Below are 20,610 nucleotides of genomic sequence, written 5' to 3' on the forward strand. Positions count from 1 at the left end.
ATCGAAATGTGTTAACGGACAGAACATAATTGTTGATGACGGGTGGACTTTGTAATATATTTAACTTGACAATTTCCCGTAGCTTGCTGCGGGGGAGATTCATCGAGAGGCTGAAATGAAAATTTTGTTGGTGGTGTACGATAACGATTCATATATATCTGTGTTTCCTTTAGGGATTGCCTATATTGCTGCAGTTTGTAGGAAAGCAGGCCATGAAGTCAAGATCTATAATCAGGATGTTTATCATTACCCGGAATCTCATTTAACAAATTTGTTAAATACGGAACATTTTGATGTAGTCGGTGTCGGGGTTATAGGAGGGTACTATCAGTATAGAAAGTTATTGGAAATATCTAGCGCAATTAATGAATCAAATAACCGGCCCTTTTATATATTAGGAGGGCACGGCCCTTCGCCCGAACCGGAATATTTTTTGAAAAAGACTCAAGCCGATGCAGTTGTTATCGGTGAAGGCGAAAACACTATTATTGAATTGTTAAAGGCTTTGGAACTAAAGACTGAATTAGCAAATGTCTGGGGTATTGCCTTTATGAGGGATGGGAAGTTTATACAGACTCCCAGGCGGCCATTGATACAAAATATAGATGAAATACCATTTCCTGCGTGGGACTTATTCCCGATGGACCATTATTCGTTATTAAAAGAACCGAATAGTAAAAACAGTGAACGCACGATGCTAATGCTATCCGGAAGGGGGTGTACGTTCAAGTGCAATTTCTGCTATAGAATGGACGAAGGTTTTAGGCCCAGGTCTTCGGAAAGCATTCTTGAAGAAATCGGAATATTGATGAGGGATTACGGGGCTTCATATATAGATTTTCAGGATGAACTGTTAATGAGTTCAGCAAAAAGAACTGTTGAATTATGCGAAAGTATTATTAAATCAAAACTAAAATTTAAATGGGCATGTAACGGCCGTTTGAACTATGCCAGGCCGGATATATTAAAACTGATGAAGGATGCGGGTTGTGCTTTTATAAATTATGGGATTGAAGCAATGGATGACGAAATTTTGAAAAACATGAATAAAGCGTTGACGGTTGAACAAATTATTAAAGGTATTGAAGCTACATTAAGTATGGGTATAAGCCCGGGTTTTAACATTATTTTCGGCAATATCGGCGAAAATGAAAAAACTTTAGAAAAGGGCGTGGAGTTCCTTTTAAAATACGATGACAGCGCTCAGCTGAGAACAATAAGGCCTGTAACGCCATACCCCGGCAGCCCGCTTTATTATTATGCGATTAAGAAAGGGTTGCTTAAAGATTGCGAAGACTTTTATGAACACAAGCATTTAAATTCAGACTTACTTGCAATTAATTTTACAAAGTTAAGCGATAATGAATTCCATAGACTTTTATACGAAGCAAATAAAAAGCTGCTTGAAAAATACTTTTCCGTTCAATTAAAAAGCTCTCTCAAAAATGCAGAAAAAATCTATCTGGAGTTAGATTATTCTTTTAGGGGTTTCAGGCAGACATAATTAGAAGTCAATTACAAATAAACCTCCCCGCAGCCCGCCGCGGCGGACGCGGTATCAGATGTTCTCCTCTTTTGGAGACTGTGTCATATTCCCGTTTGCTGTCATCCCGAACTTGTTTCGGGATCTCGTCATCGTCGGAATACAGGATGCTGAAATAAATTCAGCATGACAAAAGGGGCTAATTTTAGCGGTTATGACACAGTCTCTTGCAAAGAGGGGTGAGGGGAAAGTCTTTGGACCGAGCCTGCCCTTCGATTTCACTCAGGGTGGTGAGCATAGTCGAACCACGAACGAGGAAGATTTATTACTAACAAATCCCTCTCCCGCCCACGGCGGGTCAGCCTTGGGCTGACAATCTCCCTTTTTCAAAGGGAGAAGTTATAGGTTACCCCGTAGCAAGCTACGGGGAATTGTCAAGTTAATTAATATGGAAACTTCAAATACCCATTCGCTAAAAAAACGCTATTTCTATAAACTCGTTTCTAATATTTTCGGGCTTGGAATAAATATTGTTACTGCGGGTATAACACCCAGGGGACTCGGGCCGAAAAATTATGGAGATTTCAATTTTTTATCAAGCGTCTTCCTCCAGATAAAGGGTTTCTTGGATATGGGTGTTTCGGTAGGATTTTATAACAAAATATCTCAGCGGCAGAATGAGCAGGGCCTTATTGCGTTTTATTTTCATTTCCTTACGATCGCATCCTGTCTTATTTTTCTTTTTATAATGGTTTTGCATGGTACCGGTTTGTACACGCTGGTTTTTCCTGATCAAAAACTTATTTTCATTTACATGTCGGCAATCCTTATCATTCTTACATGGTTTGGCCAGGGTTTTGACCAGATGACCGATGCCTTCGGGCTTACGATATATTCTGAACGCGCTCGAATGCTTCAAAAAGCTCTGGGCGCGGGATTACTTATCGTGCTTTTTCTTTATCAGATTCTTACTTTGCGGAACTATTTTTACTATCAATACTTTAATCAAATCGTTCTGACGGGTATGTTTATCTGGGTCATTAATACAAATAAAGGCTTAATTAAAAAGCAATGGAAATTGACTCTTTCGCAGATCAAGACTTATTTCTTTGAATTTTATCACTACAGTTTTCCGATTTTCGTTGAAGCAAGTATCGGTACGGTAGCCGTATTCTTTGACCGATGGCTTTTGCAGATTTTTGGAGGAAGTATTCAACAGGGCTTTTACAGTTTTTCATACAATATTGGAGCTCTTTGTTTTCTTTTCACCGGAGCAATGACGCCTTTACTATCCAGAGAGTACGCAATAGCGCATGCTAATAATGACATTAAGAAAATGGCTTTATTGTTCCGCAGGTTTGTCCCCGTGTTTTATTCTCTTGCCGCTTTTTTTTCTTGTTTTGTGATTATTCAGTCAGAGAAAATAGTTTATATATTGGGCGGTAACGCGTATAAAACCGCGAATCTTGCGGTGAAAATCATGGCGATATATCCAATCTTCCAAGTTTACGGACAGCTAAGTACGTCTGTACTGCTTGCCGCAGGTAAAACAAAACTTTACAGAAACATAGGGATCTTTTCATCTATTGCCGGATTGCTGTTAACTTTTTTCTTTTTGGCTCCGACGAAGTATTTCGGATTAAATGCCGGGGCAAATGGGTTAGCCGTAAAAATGGTTTTAATTGTGTTTGTAGTGGTAAATGTATTTCTTTTTTATATATCAAAATTCCTTGGCATATCATTTTGGAAATATCTGGCTCACCAGGCGGTTTCTTTTGGGAGCCTTCTAGTGGCTTCTTTCTCCGTTTCTATTCTTGTTGATAGTATTTTAAAACTTAATGGGAATGTCATAGTTAATTTTATAATTTCCGGCTCTATATACACTTCAATTGTTTTGCTTATTGCGTATAAATACCCTGTTTTATTTGGTTTGAAAAACGAAGATATTAATTATGCAGTGAACTTCATTCGAAAAAAAGTATCTGAATTGAAGCCACATGAATAGATAAGAAAGATTATGATTAAGAAAGTAATATTATTATTAGAATCGCCGTTTAATAAAAGAGATTATAAAAGATTTGGTATTGAAATACTTCAGCAGAATGGGTTTAAAGTGGAGGTTTGGGATTTATCTCCGGTATTTTATCCAAAAATGAATTTGATTCCACCTGACCCGGTTGAATTCCACGGACTACGGATATTTAAGAATAAGGCAGAAGTTAATACGGCTCTTAAGGAATTAACTTCTGATGATATGATAATAACATGGTTCGTTTATCCAAGGTTTTTTTGGTTATATAAAGGAATAAGCAGGAGCAAAGCCCGGTATTCGTCAATGGTTTTGGTTTCGGTTCCTCCCTATTACGGAGAAGGAAATTCTCCAGCTAAGAAAAGTCTTTTTAATCGAATTCTTAATGTTTTAAAGAGACCCCAGCAATTAATAAGTAAAATCATCTTTATCAAAAATAAGATATTTACTTCTATCCCGTACAAATGCTTAAGCATAAAACCTATCGCATTTTGGTTTGCGGCAGTAGCAGATAATTTAAAGACTAATCTATTCCCGTGTGATAAAACAACAAAAGTAGTATTTCTTCATGTTTTTGATTATGATTTATATCTTGAAAAACAGAAGAAAATATCTGTAAACTATGAAAACAATGCAGTATTTCTTGATTTATATGCTCCATTCCATGAAGATAACGATATCTGCGGTTTGCCTCAATTGATAACAGCTGAAAAATATTATCCAAGCCTCTGCAAATTTTTTGATTATGTGGAAAAAGAACAAAGTACAAAAGTTGATATTGCTGCGCATCCGAGGTCTCATTATAATGATCATCCTGACTACTTTAATAAAAGGACATTACGAGTAGGTCAGACTATTGAAATGGTAAGGGACGCTAAATTCGTTATTACCCATGATAGCGCGTCTTTTAATTTTGCAATCATGTATTATAAACCGATGATTTTCATTATTACGGAAGAGATGGTGCGGAATAATTTAACGGCAATGGTATATAATATGGCTTCCTGGTTTGGGAAAAAACCAATAAATATTGATAAACCATATTGTATTGATTGGGAGAAAGAATTGACAGTTAATAAGCTGCAGTATGACAAGTATATTAAAACATTCATAAAAACGGAAGGTACCGAGCAAAAATATGCCTGGGAAATAGTTGCCGATAAATTGAAAACAGAAGCATAATTAGGAGACAAATTTAATGCTTACCATAAATAGATTTCCAAACACGGGTCTGTTCGCTTCATTGAACGGAATGCAGATTCCCGAAGATAAAAAGAAGTATTATTTTAAGCTTCTGCAGAATATTTTTAATGGGACCTATAATCTTGAACATCTCAATAAATGTAATTGCGGTTCTGCGGATTTAGAGGTATTGAGCATCCACGACAGATTTTCCCTGCCATTCGGCACATTAATTTGCAGGGCATGCGGTCTTATACAGCTATCACCGCGTTTGACTGAAAAGGATTTGCCCGGCTTCTATGAAGAAATCTATTGGGGATTGGTCCTTGGGGAAAACAATGACGAACTATCAACCGGCGACAGCGGGATGGCGATTAAAATATATGATTTTATGCATAAATATCTGTCTGAATCTTTTAAAAATAAAATATTATCTATAATTGAAGTGGGTTGTGGAAGCGGAGTAAAACTTAGCGAAATTAAAAAGCAATTTGCACGTAATGGTATTCAAAGCAATGTTATTGGCTGTGATTATTCGGAAAATGCCCTATCAATAGCAAGGAAAAAGAATATAGAGGTGTTCCAGGGCGGAATAGAATCCTTGATCGGCAAGAGGGCAGATCTTGTAATCTTAAGTCATGTCGTTGAACATTTTTATAACATCAAAGCAGAATTTGAAAAAATAAAGGGATTATTGAACAAAGGAGCTTATGTATATATTGAAGTTCCGGGTGTCTGTGATTTAGTGAATAAAAGTGAATATAATTACAGCTACCCGATATATTCAGTTATGGCACATATGTATAATTTCAATCTTACCTCGCTGCGGTCGGTAATTGAACCTTTGGGTTTCCAGTTTATTGACGGCAGTGAATTTGTAAGAAGCCTCTTCCTGTATGATCCGTCACATAAGGCGAACGTTGATATTTCGCATAATTATGAATATACGATCCAATGCCTAAAAGCAGCCGAGAATAAACGGACCATGAAGCTTCCCTTGCATAGGAGAATAAAAAGAAAATTCAAGTATATTTTAAATAAAGTATTCTGATTTAACAAATATAGAAGTCCAAAAAGGAGTTTGGGTACCATGCAAGACAAGATAGAAATTCTGGATACTGCGCTTTTAGAGAACAAATCTAAATTAAAAGAAATAGACCACTGGTTAAAAGTATTCAATTGGCCGAATGGATGGCATTATGACTTGGATATTATCTGGGTGCTGAACAACATAGAAAGGCTGAATCTTCCCAAAGGTTCAACGATAATAGATGCCGGCGCAGGGATAGGAATGACACAGTTTATCCTGGCTTCCAGAGGCTACAATGTTATAAGTCTAGATTTCACTAAAAGACAAATACCGCGATTTGCTAAAGGGATATTCAATATTGAGAGTGTTGATACTGCCCTGGGTGATTACCAGCATGAGTATATGTCATTCATGACCCATGGACAGTCGCAACCAAACAAACCTAAAAAAAGCGCAGGATATTATTTCAGCAAGTTGAGGAAGTTATTTTATCCGGGCCTTTTTCTTAGAAATGTTCATTCTATAATGTATCAGTTCATGCAGTATGTTCATACACACTTTAATGTTTATTATGCATTGGAAAAACAAAGGGATCATTCCAGTTTTGGAAAAATTACATTTTTGAGGGGAACTTTCAACAATATTCCCTTAGAGAACAATGCTGCTGACGCTTTGGTTTCTGTTTCAGCCTTTGAGCATAATACCTATGAAGATATGCCGGGAAGCATTAGTGAATTCAAAAGAGTTTTAAAGCCGCATGCGCCGATGTTTATTTCAACCAGCGCTTCGGATAATCAAGATTGGTATTTTAATCCGCCCAAAGCATGGAATTTTTCAAAGCAGACTTTATCATCCTGGTTTAATATACCCAATGAAAAGATCGCATTTGATTATAAAAAAGTACTTGAAAATATCAAAAATAGTAAAATATTAAAGAAGAGAATGTCCCCATATTATAAATTAAGCGTTGAAAGTGCGCTTCCATATGGTAATTTGAAAGAGGCAAAATATCTGCCAGTTGGTATTCTGAAGATAAAGGAATAAAATGGATTTCAAGCGCAGTAATGAAATTTCCTATATAAAACCTCCGCTGGACATGTTTCTCGGCGAATATAATAAAATGCTTGCTTCAATATTAGTTGAAAATATCAATAACTTTGCTTATATAGCTTCACCTGTAATAAACCGCATGGAAGCCCAGACTCACTTTTTTGAGAAAATAGAAAAATATATACAAATTCGCGAAATGCTTTTGAAGGACAACCTTTTTCGTGTACTGCTGACGGGCGAAGATGTATTTTTGTATGATGAATTGAAAAGAGAATTTAAAGGCAGGGTAAAGAAAAAAGAGCGCCCACCCAGGAATTTCCGTGATATACTGAAAGGCGTTTTGAAACATTTTTTTCCGAACATATATCTCAAGCGGAAATTCAAAAAAAATAAGGGCGAATTTTTAAAATCAACACGGGAGTTGATTCGGGCATCAGAAAAAATGCCCTCATGTAAAAAAGAATATACTTCAATCATAAGGACATATTTTGATTTTCGCTGCACGGATCAGAACGGCAAACTGAGAGAAGAATATTTTGGCCCTTTTGCCGTTGATCTGGCAAAACACGAGAATGTACTTGTCATTTATAAACTGCTTAACCCCAAAGGCCTTGCGTCATTTGAAAAACTCTGTAGAGATCAACATGATTTCGACAGCTGCTTGATTGAAAAATTCTTAACTGTCAATTTGCTTTCAGAAGTCATCCAGTTGTATGAATCCAGTAAAATAAAACTGAGAAACAAGTACTATTACAGAGATAATGATATCACTTCAATGCTTCAGAAGATGATTGACATGGAGTTTTCTGGTTTGCACGGAATAGATGTATTTGTGGAACGTGAGATCGCAAGAAAAGTTTTCGGGCTTAAACCGGAACGTATATATATGCCGTATGAGAATCAGACCTGGGAAAAGGTATATCCATTTGTTAAAAATGATGAATTCCGCGCTTCGCATACTCGTATCATTGGGTTTCAACATACGGGGCTGTCATACAAGCTCTTGCAGCATTTTCCGGCTGAGATTGAAAAAAATCTGCATTTATTCCCGGATAAACTGCTCACTGTTGGGAAGATATATCAACTCTTGCTTAAAGAAAAGGCGTATTATCCGTGTGAAATAGTTGAAGGAGCTGCTCTGAGACACTCAAAATATGTTGTTGACGGCGTTTTTAACGTAAAGGAGCCTCATAAAGAATTGTTTGGGAAAATAGCATATGCATTTTCATACGATACGTCAAAATATGAAAGAATTATAAATGTGCTGCTGGAGATATTTAAAAACAGCAATATCTGCATCTATCTGAAAATGCACCCGGATTATGATGAGGATGATATAATGAAAACTTTGAACATTAAAATACCTGATAATTTTATTTTAGCCCAAAAAATACCATGGACTACAATTTATGATAATTCCGATTGCATAATATATGACGATAATTCTATCGGCATTGAAGGCATGATAAACGGAGTAAGAACGTATATGCTGGATTTCGGCGAGCCGATATATGAGTGCGGGAGAATGTTTTATTTTGATGAATGGAACACTGCCATAAACATTGAAGATTTAAAAGTACTAAAGCAAAGCATTGAAAGTAAAGTATTCAATCCATGGTATGATATAGATAAGATGAAAAAATATCTGAATTTATACTATAATGCTTACTCAAAGGAAAGATATTTTTCAAGTTATTTTTAGAAGTGTTTAATAATGGAGGCAGATATGAACAAAAGTTTGAAGCAGAGGCTTAAAGACCGTGAACTTACCATAGGCTCATGGATAACTATCGGGCACCCTTCCGTGGCTGAAATAATGGCGCAGGCAGGATTTGACTGGCTAACTGTGGATATGGAGCATAGTGCAATAACGCTCTCTGAGGCGCAGAACCTTATCCAGGTAATCGAGCTTTCCGGTGTGGCTCCTCTGGTACGGGTAGGAAGCAATGACTCAAATCTCATTAAGCGTGTTATGGACGCAGGTGCGCATGGAGTTATAGTCCCGATGGTGAATACGGTTGAAGACGCAGAAAAAGCCGTGAAATCCGTGAAGTATCCCCCAAAAGGATTCAGGGGTGTCGGGCTTGCAAGAGCTCAGAAGTATGGCGCGAGTTTTGAGAACTACAAAAAATGGAATGAAAATGAAAGCATCGTTATCGTGCAAATAGAACATATTAAGGCAGTAGAAAACTTGGAAGGTATTCTCACCGTTGATGTAGTTGATGGTTTTATTACTATCGATTTATCGCTTTCAGCCTGGACATGCTGTTGCTTGGTCAGACCTGTAGAGTCCTTTTGGGAGATTTGAGAAAAGGATAAATACCTTTCAGAAGAAAGAATTTATATGGCTAACATACTTATTACCACATCATCGTTCGCTGAAGAAGATAAAACACCCCTTGATCTTATTAAGAAAAGAGGTGTAAATGCGGTTTTGAACCCTTTTGGCAGAACACTGACGGAAGAAGAAATAAGTAAACTTCTCAAGGAATACGACCCTGTGGGGATCATTGCAGGCGTGGAACCAATCACTAAATCGGTGCTTTCTCAGTCTAAGGCATTAAAAATTATTTCACGCTGTGGTGTGGGAATCAGCAATGTTGACCTCCAGGCGGCAAAGGAAAAGAAAATTGCTGTATTTAATACGCCTGACGCTCTAACTGAATCTGTAGCGGAACTGACTGTCGGCCTCATTTTGAATGTTTTACGCAAGGTAAGCGAAGCCGATAGAAAAATAAGGTCCGGCAAGTGGAAAAAACTTATGGGGACTTTATTGTCCGGAAAAACTATCGGCATTATCGGTTGCGGGAGAATAGGCGCAAAATTAGCCGATTATCTGCAATCATTCGGATGCACGGTTATCGGCCATGACCCCCAGATCAAGAACCACGGCAAAATAAAAATGGTTCAACTTGAAGAATTGATAAAGACCGCAGATATTATTTCTCTTCATGTTCCTTTGACCGACGCAACAAGAAGGATGGTTAACAGCGGTTTTATCTCTGCCATGAAAAACAGCAGCTATATTATAAACGTTGCCCGGGGAGAGATAGTTGATGAAAAAGCTCTTTTTGACGGATTAATATCGGGTAAACTGGCCGGGGCGGCGCTTGATACGTTTGAAAAAGAACCGTACCAGGGCCCGCTTACAACACTTGAAAACGTGCTTTTGACCGCGCACATGGGGTCATATGCGAAGGAATCCAGGATACGAATGGAGCTTCAAGCAACTCAGAATCTTTTGAAAGGTTTGGAGGACTTACTATGAAAACAATAGTTTTTGGAGGATCAGGCTTCCTCGGAAGTCATGTATGCGACGCATTAAGCGAAAGTGGCCACTCTGTCATTGTTTTTGATATCAGGCAATCTGAATTCTTGCGCAAAGGTCAAAAGATGGTTGTCGGCGACATCCTTGACGAAAAACTCGTCAATAAGACTGTTAAATTATGCGATATTGTCTATAATTTCGCCGGGATAGCCGATATAGATGAATGTGTCAGAAGGCCACTGGATGTCGTTAAATATAACGTTCTGGGGAATTCCGTAGTACTGGAAGCTGCGCGTCGGGCGAAAATCAAAAGATTTCTTTTTGCAAGTTCTTCGTACGTTTACAGCAATTACGGATCTTTCTATAAAAGCAGCAAGCAATCCTGCGAACTTTTCATTCGTAGTTACCACGAGAAATATCGGTTGCCGTACACGATCCTTCGTTATGGTTCACTTTACGGGGACCGGTCCGATGATAGAAACACTCTGTACAGAATATTAAAAGAAGCCCTGACAAAGGGACGCATAACTTATCACGGCACCGGCGATGAAGTCAGGGAATATATTCATGTACGTGATGCTGCTGAACTGAGTGTTAAAATGCTCGACGCAGAATACGCTAACAAGAATGTCATGCTTACGGGACCTAATGCCATTCGTTATAGAGATATCCTTGAAATGATTAAAGAGATCATGGGGAACAAGATTAAAATAGTATATACAAAAAAAAGTAGCGAGACTCATTTTAAATTATCTCCCTACAATTACAATAAGCCAGAAATCGGGAAGAAAATCTTCAATAATCATTATATTGAACTTGGCGTAGGATTAGTAGAGTGCATGGATGAAATATCCAGGAAAATCGATAGGAAGGAATAGTAACCATACATCATGGGACTTCGTTATCAATTGCTATCGTATCCCTTAACAGAAAAAACTCCTATGTACGGAGGCACGGAATCTCTGCGTATAATGCCTCAAAAATCCATCAAAAAAGGCGACTCATGTAATACATCAGTTATAACATTATTAAACCACTCGGGCACCCACATTGATGCTCCAAAACATTTTTGGGATTCTGGTAAATCCCTGAGTGAACTTTCACTGAGCGCTCTTCATTTCAAGAGCCCTGTTATCGCGGTATGCCTCAAAGAACAAGGTGAAATTATTGAGGTCAATGACCTTAAAAATGCGATCAAACGAAGTCGGTTCGATATTCTTATCCTCAAAACAGGTTTCCAGCGTTACAGGATTTCAAACCGTTCTCTTTATTGTTTCAAAAATCCGTGTTTGTCTCCGGATGCAGCCGCATGGCTGCGTAAAACTTATCCGTCTTTGCGTGCAATTGCCACGGATTGTATATCAATAGCTTCCTGGGCGCACCGGGAACTAGGGCGTGAGACCCATAGGGTGCTGTTGCGTGAATATAACGGTAAATCAATTCTTGTCATAGAAGATATGTTTTTACCGACTAATGCAGGTAAAATGAAAGAGATCCTTGTTTCTCCATGGCGTATTCATGGCATTGACAGCGCTCCTTGCAATGTAATCGGTATTTATAATGATTAAAGTGCTCTTTTTTGATTTCGACGGCGTTATCGCAGAATCAGTTGATATTAAAACCAGGGCATTTGCCCGCCTTTTTGAAACTGAAGAAAGCGATGTTGTGCGCAAGATAGTGGATTATCACAGCAAAAATACGGGAGTATCCAGATTTGATAAATTCAGATATTTTTATAAGCATTTTCTTCACCGGCATTTGCCTGATGCGGAATTTCAATCACTTTGCAAAAGATTCTCAAAACTTGTTATAGATGAAGTAGTGAACGCTCCCTATGTGAAAGGCGCCGATGAGTTCTTGAGGAAATATGCGCACCAGTATCTTTGCTTTATCGTGTCGGCGACGCCTCAACAAGAAATGGAAGAAATCCTGCGAAAAAAGGATATATTGAGATATTTTAAAAGGGTTTACGGCTCTCCTACAACGAAGAAAGATGCAGTCCGCATAACCCTTCAGGAGGAACGTATAGTTCCTGAAGACTCACTTTATGTGGGCGATGCGCGCAGCGATTATGAAGCGGCTAAAGAATCTAGAGTTCATTTCGCCGCTCTCGTATCCCAAAAAGACACCATCTTTAACCGCATTGATTGTGTTAAATTAAATGATCTGGTCCATTTTGAAAAAGAAATAAAAAAATTATGAACAAAATGAAACTGTCAAAGTTGATTGTTGATTTTCTCATCTATTATCTGGGACGGGACAAGAAACGGATAGGGAGAGACTATACCATGATTCTTTCCCAAGATGTCGGAAAACAGTCTAAACATGATGATTTGAAAGAGAATGAAATAAGAGCTGCTTACAAGGATTTTGTAATGTCCTATCCCAAATAGTAAAGGATTAGCCATGAAGAGTAACGCGGTAAGTGTATTAGTTCCGATGAAAGGCCATAGCGAGAGAGTCCCTTCAAAAAATACCAGGATTCTGGGCAATGTGCCATTGTTTTATCATATACTGCGAAGCCTAGAATCGGCGCAAAGTGTTTATGAAATTCTTGTCAATACAGACAGTGAAAAGATTAAGGATCTACTGCATAAGGATTTTCCAAAAATCGTGATTATTGATAGGCCGCCGCAGTTATTAGGGGATAAGGTTCCTATGACACCGATCATTGAATACGATCTCAAATTCATAAAAACAGGGCATTTCATGCAAACGCATGTGACGAGCCCTTTTATCAAGCCCGCGACGATTGACTCGGCAATTGAAACTTACTTTGAAGGCCTATCCGAAGGTTTTGATTCAGTCATGGGGGTCAACAGGTTTCAAACAAGGTTTTACGATCAGAACAAAAAACCGGTCAATCATAATCCTAATATCATGGTTCCTTCCCAGGATATGCCTCCCCTCTACGAAGATAACTCCAGTTTCTATATTAACTCAATAGAAAATTTCATGAAATATAAGAACAGAGTGGGGAGGAATCCAATTTTTATTGAAATCCCAAAATTGGAATCCCTTGATATTGATGAAGAAAATGATTTTATCTTGTGTCAAGCACTTTACAATTATTTAAATAGCAAAAATAAATAACGTTTGTATATCAATGAACATTAAAAAAATACTTTTACTCTCAACACCCGCTTTTACCTTTAAATCCTTCCGTGATATAAATCCCTTGCCCCCGATGGGTTTGGGATATCTTGCATCCGTCGTGCGGGAGATGGGCATGGAAGTTAAGATATTAGATTGCCTGCTTAAAGGCTGGGAACAGGAAGAAGATGTTGATGAATTGCTTATTCGCGTGGGGCTTTCTGATGTCCAGATTAAGAAATATATAGAAGACTTTAACCCGGATATTGTCGGAGTAAACTGCCAATTCAGCAGGCAGTATAAGATATATCATCAAATGTTTTCCTTAATAAAGAAAACAAAACCCGGTTGTGTTACGATTGCCGGTGGCGCGCATGTAACAGTATGCCCGAATGAGGTATTGAAAGATGAAAATTGTGACTTTATCATTATTGGGGAGGGGGAAAATTCTTTTAAGGAATTAATTTCTCTGCTTAGTCAGGATAAAGACGTATCCGGAATAGACGGTATTGGCTATAAAAAGAACGGAGTGATAAAAATAAATGAAAAGCTGAACTGGATTACAGATCTTGATTCTGTTCCATTTCCAGCATACGATATTATGGAGTTGGATGAATATTTCGGGCTTCCCGCATCTCATGGTATGCGTCATAAAAAGAGGTTTTGTCCGGTTATTACCTCAAGGGGATGCCCTGCAAAGTGCACTTTTTGCACTGCTCTGAAAGTCTGGGGTATAAAGTACAGGTTCAGATCCGTAGAAAATGTTATTAGGGAAATGAAATTGTTGAAGGATAAATACAAAATTGAAGAAATTATGTTTGAAGATGATAATGTAACTGCCAACCCCAGAAGGGCAAAAGAGCTTTTTAGGGCAATGATAAAAGAAAAACTTGATTTTATATGGGACACTCCGAATGGCGTGGGGATCTGGTCAATGGATGAAGAAATGCTTGATTTGATGAAGGAATCCGGATGTATAAAATTGAATTTTCCGGTAGAAAGCGGGGTGCAGGGAGTTTTAGACAGTATCATCAAAAAGCCGATAAAGTTGAATAGAGTTAGAGAGCTCATAAAGTATTGCAAGAAAATCGGGCTAGAATACAGCATGTTTTTAGTTATCGGAATGCCGGGAGAAACATTGAAGGATATGTGGCAGTCATTTCTATTTGCAGCAAGTTGCGGATGTTATTATCCGCATGTTTCTGTTGCGACACCATATCCGGGAAGCCAGCTGTTTTTGGAATGTAAAGAGAATAATTATTTTGCCCGGCCTTTTACTTTGGATGACCTTTTCATTAGAAGTTATCTAATTCGCACTCCGGATTGGGACGCGAAGCAACTCAATAAAATATTAGAGCGCGGGCTGTTATACTTAAGGATAATGGGTATAATCCATAGCCCTGCAAGTATTTTTGGCATGTTAATAAAAATAATAAAAAACCCTATGAAGTTTTTAAATATGATAAAAAAAGGTATTGTTGGGGTATGAAAATAATTAAACTTTCAAAATCTATTGTAGGCCAAAAAGAAAAGGAAGCTCTTGCGAAAGTAATTGACAACAGTTATTTGGGTATGGGAAGTTTTGTAAAAGATTTTGAAGAAAAAATTAAAGGGTATTTAGGTGCTAAGAATGTAGTTTGTGTTAACTCTGGGACAGCGGCATTGCACCTTGCACTTATGGCATTGGGATTAAAACCAGGTGATGAGGTCTTGGTACAATCGTTAACTTTTGTTGCCAGTTTTCAGGCTATTACTGCGGCAGGGCTTAAACCAATAGCTTGCGAAATATTGCCTGAAACATGTGCTATTGATCTTAAAGATGCAAAAAAGAAAATAACAAAAAAAACAAAAGTGATTATGCCAGTGCATTATGCAAGCCGGGTAGGAAATCTTGATGAAATATATGCTTTTGCAGAAAAAAATAATCTTAGAATTGTAGAAGATGCCGCTCATGCTTTCGGTGGGACGTATAAGGGCAAAAAAGTAGGTTCATTCGGGGATGTAGTATGCTTCAGTTTTGACGGAATAAAGAATATTACCTGCGGAGAAGGCGGGGCGATAGTGACGGCAGATGAAGAAGTTGCTAAATTTGCGATGGATGCCAGGCTTTTAGGGGTTCACAAAGATACCGAAAAAAGATATTCCGGGCAAAGGAGCTGGGAGTTTGACGTGCATCACCAAGGTTATCGGTATCATATGAGTAACCTTTTTGCCGCTATCGGCTTGGCTCAGCTGGAACGATTGGAAAATGAATTTAAACCTGCGAGACAGAAAATTGCGCGGAGATATAATAGCTTGCTGGAGGGCATGGGAAATATAGTTCTTTTCAAAGATAATTATACTGATACCGTGCCGCATATTTTTCCCGTTAGAATTTTAAACGGCAGAAGGGATAATGTGAGAGAAAAATTAATTGCTGAAGGTGTAGAATGCGGCATCCATTACTGCCCAAGCCATTTACTTAGTTATTTTGGTGCAAAAAGAGGGGAATTGCCTGTAACTGAAAAAGTCTATGGCGAATTACTATCTTTGCCGCTCCATCCAGAAATAACAGAAAGTGATCAGAGTCTAATTGTAGAGATAATAAAAAAAGCTTTAAAATAATTATATTGTCAAAATTTTATAGGAGAGTGAAATACTATGAAAACAGTTATTCTGGCAGGCGGATTGGGTACGCGGTTAAGCGAAGAAACAATTATTAAGCCAAAACCTATGGTTGAGATCGGTAACAAGCCAATTATGCTGCATATAATGAATACTTATGCGAGCTATGGCTATAAAGAATTTATTTTGGCATTAGGATATTTAGGTGAAATTGTAAAAGAATATTTTCTGAATTATTACTACCATCAAAACAACCTTACGATTGATTTGAAAATAGGTAAGACTGAAGTTTTAAATGAAAACTGCAGCGATTGGAAAGTCCATTTAATTGATACCGGTCTTGAAACAATGACCGGGGGGCGTCTTTTCCGACTCAGGGATTTTCTGAAGGGGCAGTCATTTATGCTAACATACGGCGACGGTGTTGCGAACATAGATATAAAAAAACTCGTGGCGTTTCATAAGGCACACGGTAAAGTTGCAACTGTTACAGCTGTTAGGCCTGTGGCCCGTTTTGGCGGAATAATCTTAGAAAAAGAAAAAGTTAAAGATTTCAAAGAAAAACCTCAGACAGTCGAAGGGTGGATTAATGGAGGATTTTTCGTTTTTGAACCAAAAATATTTGATTACCTGCACAGTGATACAGATGTTCTTGAAGGTGAGCCGATGGAAAAACTTGTCAAAGATGGCCAGCTGATGGCCTACCAGCATGAAGGTTTTTGGCAGTGCATGGATACTGTCCGAGATAAGCATAATCTTGAGAATATGTGGATCTCCGGAAAAGCACCGTGGATTAAGTAGAGGCAAATGAGAAGCTGCGAGGATGCGAAGATGAGAGGGTGCGTAACAACCTGAGGGTGTGAGGATACGAGGGTGAGAAGGTAGGAAGATGCGAAATGGCAGGAAAGAAGATGAGAACTTGAGAAGTTGCGTAAATGCGAAAAGACTTGAGAATTAGAAAATACCAAAAGGCATGATAAAATGCAGATAAAAAGCGTGAGAGATCTTGATGTATACAAATTAGCTTTTAATTCAGCTATGGAAATATTCGAAACGACAAAATTATTTCCGAAAGATGAAAAATATTCCCTGGTTGATCAGATCGTAAGGTCATCAAGGTCAGTTTGTTCCAATCTTGCAGAAGCTTGGCGGAAAAGGCGCTACATTTTAGCATTTAGAAATAAACTTACAGATGCCATGCAAGAGGCTTCAGAAACGCAAACATGGCTTGAATTTTGCTTTTCCTGTAAATATATTCCCAAAAGCAAATATGAGAAACTTTTTGAAGATTATGAACATATATTGGCTATGCTAAACAATATGGAAATGAAAGCGAAATCATTTTGTTTCTTATCTTCACAATCTCGCAACTTCATAGCTTCGCAGCCTCAGCTAAAAAGGAGCACGAATGAATAATTGTTTTAACGGGATATATAAGGGCAAACGGGTATTAGTGACCGGCCATACCGGTTTTAAAGGTTCTTGGCTTACCATGTGGTTGCTATCGCTCGGGGCAAAAGTAACCGGATATTCTCTTTATTTGCCTTCGGTACCATGCAATTTCAGTGTTTGCAAACTAGATAAACATATTGAACACATAACAGGAGACGTAAGAGATCTAAAGAAGCTTGAAACGGTGTTTAAAAAATGTAAACCTGAGATAGTTTTTCACCTTGCGGCCCAGCCTATAGTCAAAAAATCATTTGAAGACCCAAAGCTTACTTTTGACACTAATGCAGGCGGAACAGTAAATATTTTTGAATGCCTCAGAAAAAATCCCTTTGTTAAATCTGCGGTTATAATTACAAGTGATAAATGCTATAAAAATCAGGAATGGAAAAAAGGTTATACAGAAACAGATATTTTAGGCGGAGACGACCCTTATAGTGCTTCAAAAGCCTGTGCTGAAATTGTTGCAAATTCTTATATCAAAAGTTTCTTTAATAACAAAAATTCTACTAGAATCTCAACGACACGGGCTGGGAATGTTATTGGGGGTGGTGACTGGGCTGCAGATAGGATTGTACCTGATTGTATAAGAGCATTTTCGAATAATAGGGTTGTTGTAATAAGAAATCCTAAATCTACCAGGCCTTGGCAGCATGTACTGGAGCCGCTAAGCGGGTATCTATGGCTCGGTGCTCAGTTATACTCCTCAGCTAAATTGCACGGAGAATCTTTCAATTTTGGGCCAGCCAAGAATGTTGACCAATCGGTTAAAGAAGTGGTTGAAGCTTTGGCTAAACACTGGGGAAACGGAAGGTGGCGTATAGACAATAAAAAAAGATTTGGCAAAGAAACGCATTTGCTTAAACTCTCTTGTGAAAAATCTTTCAAGCTTATTGGCTGGAAACCTACTTTATCATTTAAAGAAACCATAGAAAAAACAGCCCATTGGTACAAAAGGTATTATTTGCAGAATGGCGATATGTATTCCTACTCTATGGCGCAGATTGCAGAATATGCAAGCTTGGCGTTGAAACGAGGCTCGCACTGGTCAAGGAAAATAAAATGATAGAGGGTGTTATAATAGAACCATTAAAGCAGATAGTTGATGATAGGGGGAAAGTTATGCATATGCTTAGGGCGGATTCCCCTTCTTTTAGTAAGTTTGGAGAGATATATTTTTCACAGGTGAACACTGGTGTGGTTAAGGCATGGAAAAAACATAAAATTATGACTCAACATTTTGCCGTTCCGGTGGGAGAAATAGTTCTTGTTATATTTGATGATCGAGCGAATTCAAAGACAAGAGGTGTGGTTCAAAAAATAAATACCGGTGAAGATAATTATTGTCTGGTTAGAATACCTCCAATGGTATGGTATGGTTTTAAAGGTATTTCTAAGACGCCTGCTTTAATAGCAAATTGTTCGGACATTCCACACGATCCATCCGAAACTATTAAAGCTGATATTGCAGATAAAAATATTCCTTTTTCGTGGTAATGATTATGGAACAAAATCCTAAAGTCAGTGTAATAATGAATTGCTATAATTCGGCGCCATATTTAAGGGAAGCTATAGATTCTGTTTATGCTCAGACATTTAAGGATTGGGAAATTGTTTTTTTAGATAATGCATCAACCGATGAAAGTGCAAATATCGCAAAAAGTTACGATCCCAAAATTAAATACTTCAAAGAAGAAATCAAAGTAACTCTTGGGGCAGCAAGAAATCTTGCTTTAAAACATGTTAAAGGAGAATATATAACATTTCTTGACTGTGATGATGTTTGGTTACCGACAAAACTTGAAAAACAGATTGAAATAATGAATTCAAAGCCGGAAATAGATTTTATTTACTCAAATTATATCATTAATGATCAAGTTGATAATAAAAAAAGAGTCTGGACTACGCATCCTCAACCGTCGGGAGACGTCTTTGGGGCATTTTTATCAGTTTATCCGGTAGCGCTGCTAACGGTAATGATAAGAAAAAAAGCTGTTTATGAATTGCCGGAATACTTCGATGAGAGATTGGGGTTTGCTGAAGAATACGACTTATTTATGAGAATACTTATGAATCATAAAGCAGAATACATGAGTGAACCACTCAGTAGCTACAGAGTACATTCTAAAATGAGCACACTGAATAAAATGGTGGACAATATAAAGGAGATGGAATATGTTATGGAGAAACTTGTAATGATAAATCCTTCTATAAAAACGGAATATGCTGATGCACTCAAACATCTTCAAACTAGCAACGCTTTAATGTATACATGGTATTATATTATGACCGGGGATTATTCTGCTGCTAAGCAGAAAATAAGTTATTATCGGTTCAGTAATTTGAAAGCATTATTTTATTATTTTTTACTTAATATGCCGAGACCGATTACCGATCTACTGTGGATGTTGCGATGCTGCTTGAAAGGTAGCCGCAGCCAACAAGATGTTATTAAACAAAACAACAAGTAGATAATAAGAAAACAATATTAGTGCATGGGTTAGATGATTTTATTGTTCAGAAAACTTGTGAGCTTCTAAGGTTAAGGGAAGATATAACCTTAATAATTACTGTGTTGAATTAATATATATAACGAAAGAGTTATCATACGAAAATGTAATAACACGGAGAAGAAATTATGAGTTTAAAAGGTAAAAAGGTAATTGTTACCGGATCTGACGGATTTATAGGGAGCCATTTAGTAGAAGAATTATTGCTTGAAGGATGCAAAGTTAAAGCATTTGTGTTTTATAATTCCTTTAATAGCTGGGGCTGGCTGGACACATTACCTAAGGAAAAACTTGAAAAAATTGAAATATTTGCCGGAGACGTTAGGGACCCCAATGGAGTTAAAGAGGCCTTAAAAGGGATGGAAGTTGTTTTTCATCTTGCTGCTCTGATTGGGATTCCTTTCAGTTATCATTCTCCGGATTCTTATATTGATACAAATATTAAGGGGACACTCAATATTTTGCAGGCATCTAGACAGCATGAATGTGAGAGGATTTTGGTAACTTCAACATCGGAGGTTTATGGAACAGCAAAATATGTGCCGATAGATGAGAAACATCCATTTCAGGGACAATCGCCTTATTCGGCATCAAAAATCGGAGCAGATAGGATCGCAGAATCATTCTATCGCAGTTTTGAATTGCCGGTAACCATAGTGAGGCCTTTTAACACATATGGTCCTCGCCAGTCTGCCCGGGCAGTAATACCGACAATCATAACTCAGTTGCTTTCAGGAAAAAAGGAGATAAGATTGGGCTCACTTCAACCGACGAGAGATATGGTTTTTGTTAAAGATACTGTAAGGGGTTTTATTGAAATAGCAAAATCGGACAAAACAATAGGCGAAGAAATAAATATTGCCACTCAAAATGAGATATCGGTAGGGGATTTAGAGACGTGTGTCTTCGATC

21 protein-coding genes are annotated in these 20,610 nt (G+C 37.9%); all 21 read left to right on the forward strand.

Translation table 11 applies throughout. From position 1 onward, the window contains the following. Positions 1-115: 115 nt before the first annotated feature. Positions 116-1,504 (forward strand): radical SAM protein, encoded by a 1,389-nt coding sequence (locus NT145_08270; protein MCX5782670.1) that lies wholly within the window; start codon positions 116-118, stop codon positions 1,502-1,504. A 427-nt stretch (positions 1,505-1,931) separates the two neighbouring features. Then, complete coding sequence (locus tag NT145_08275; protein MCX5782671.1) at positions 1,932-3,488, forward strand: oligosaccharide flippase family protein; 1,557 nt, start codon at positions 1,932-1,934, stop codon at positions 3,486-3,488. Positions 3,489-3,500: 12 nt separating this feature from the next. Continuing rightward, a complete protein-coding gene (locus NT145_08280; protein ID MCX5782672.1) occupies positions 3,501-4,694 on the forward strand; it encodes a hypothetical protein in 1,194 nt (397 codons plus the stop codon). Between the two features lie 16 nt (positions 4,695-4,710). Then, on the forward strand, positions 4,711-5,745 hold the full coding sequence (locus tag NT145_08285) for a class I SAM-dependent methyltransferase (GenBank protein ID MCX5782673.1): 1,035 nt from the start codon (positions 4,711-4,713) through the stop codon (positions 5,743-5,745). Positions 5,746-5,784: 39 nt separating this feature from the next. Next, complete coding sequence (locus NT145_08290; GenBank protein MCX5782674.1) at positions 5,785-6,768, forward strand: methyltransferase domain-containing protein; 984 nt, start codon at positions 5,785-5,787, stop codon at positions 6,766-6,768. A 1-nt stretch (position 6,769) separates the two neighbouring features. Beyond that, the gene (locus NT145_08295; protein ID MCX5782675.1) at positions 6,770-8,476 is read left to right on the forward strand and encodes a hypothetical protein; all 1,707 of its coding nucleotides are present in this window, start codon (positions 6,770-6,772) and stop codon (positions 8,474-8,476) included. 24 nt (positions 8,477-8,500) lie between these two features. After that, positions 8,501-9,082: an aldolase/citrate lyase family protein gene (locus NT145_08300; protein MCX5782676.1), complete on the forward strand. Its 582-nt coding sequence runs from the start codon at positions 8,501-8,503 to the stop codon at positions 9,080-9,082. A 36-nt stretch (positions 9,083-9,118) separates the two neighbouring features. Continuing rightward, positions 9,119-10,042 (forward strand): phosphoglycerate dehydrogenase, encoded by a 924-nt coding sequence (locus NT145_08305; GenBank protein MCX5782677.1) that lies wholly within the window; start codon positions 9,119-9,121, stop codon positions 10,040-10,042. Then, positions 10,039-10,920 (forward strand): NAD(P)-dependent oxidoreductase, encoded by an 882-nt coding sequence (locus NT145_08310; GenBank protein MCX5782678.1) that lies wholly within the window; start codon positions 10,039-10,041, stop codon positions 10,918-10,920. The genes NT145_08305 and NT145_08310 overlap by 4 nt, the downstream gene beginning before the upstream one ends. A gap of 12 nt (positions 10,921-10,932) precedes the next feature. Then, entirely contained in the window at positions 10,933-11,610 is a 678-nt protein-coding gene (locus tag NT145_08315; protein MCX5782679.1) for a cyclase family protein, read from the forward strand. Beyond that, on the forward strand, positions 11,603-12,244 hold the full coding sequence (locus NT145_08320; GenBank protein MCX5782680.1) for an HAD-IA family hydrolase: 642 nt from the start codon (positions 11,603-11,605) through the stop codon (positions 12,242-12,244). Before NT145_08315 ends, NT145_08320 begins: the two co-directional genes overlap by 8 nt. Continuing rightward, positions 12,241-12,435, forward strand: coding sequence for a hypothetical protein (locus NT145_08325; GenBank protein ID MCX5782681.1), 195 nt, complete (start codon positions 12,241-12,243; stop codon positions 12,433-12,435). Before NT145_08320 ends, NT145_08325 begins: the two co-directional genes overlap by 4 nt. Before the next feature lie 13 nt (positions 12,436-12,448). After that, positions 12,449-13,135: an acylneuraminate cytidylyltransferase family protein gene (locus NT145_08330; protein ID MCX5782682.1), complete on the forward strand. Its 687-nt coding sequence runs from the start codon at positions 12,449-12,451 to the stop codon at positions 13,133-13,135. A 94-nt stretch (positions 13,136-13,229) separates the two neighbouring features. Beyond that, the gene (locus NT145_08335) at positions 13,230-14,624 is read left to right on the forward strand and encodes a radical SAM protein (protein ID MCX5782683.1); all 1,395 of its coding nucleotides are present in this window, start codon (positions 13,230-13,232) and stop codon (positions 14,622-14,624) included. Further along, entirely contained in the window at positions 14,621-15,739 is a 1,119-nt protein-coding gene (locus tag NT145_08340; protein MCX5782684.1) for a DegT/DnrJ/EryC1/StrS family aminotransferase, read from the forward strand. The genes NT145_08335 and NT145_08340 overlap by 4 nt, the downstream gene beginning before the upstream one ends. Positions 15,740-15,775: 36 nt before the next feature. Next, complete coding sequence (gene rfbF / locus NT145_08345) at positions 15,776-16,540, forward strand: glucose-1-phosphate cytidylyltransferase (GenBank protein MCX5782685.1); 765 nt, start codon at positions 15,776-15,778, stop codon at positions 16,538-16,540. A 180-nt stretch (positions 16,541-16,720) separates the two neighbouring features. Further along, a complete protein-coding gene (locus NT145_08350; protein ID MCX5782686.1) occupies positions 16,721-17,155 on the forward strand; it encodes a four helix bundle protein in 435 nt (144 codons plus the stop codon). Next, entirely contained in the window at positions 17,148-18,254 is a 1,107-nt protein-coding gene (rfbG, locus tag NT145_08355; GenBank protein ID MCX5782687.1) for a CDP-glucose 4,6-dehydratase, read from the forward strand. The genes NT145_08350 and rfbG overlap by 8 nt, the downstream gene beginning before the upstream one ends. After that, the gene (locus tag NT145_08360) at positions 18,251-18,685 is read left to right on the forward strand and encodes a dTDP-4-dehydrorhamnose 3,5-epimerase family protein (GenBank protein ID MCX5782688.1); all 435 of its coding nucleotides are present in this window, start codon (positions 18,251-18,253) and stop codon (positions 18,683-18,685) included. Before rfbG ends, NT145_08360 begins: the two co-directional genes overlap by 4 nt. Before the next feature lie 5 nt (positions 18,686-18,690). Next, entirely contained in the window at positions 18,691-19,659 is a 969-nt protein-coding gene (locus tag NT145_08365) for a glycosyltransferase family 2 protein (protein MCX5782689.1), read from the forward strand. A gap of 167 nt (positions 19,660-19,826) precedes the next feature. Then, positions 19,827-20,610: SDR family NAD(P)-dependent oxidoreductase (locus NT145_08370; protein ID MCX5782690.1), on the forward strand; the 784-nt coding region annotated here is incomplete at its 3' end.

This window comes from Elusimicrobiota bacterium, from assembly GCA_026388075.1.
GTDB lineage: Bacteria > Elusimicrobiota > Endomicrobiia > Endomicrobiales > JAPLKN01 > JAPLKN01.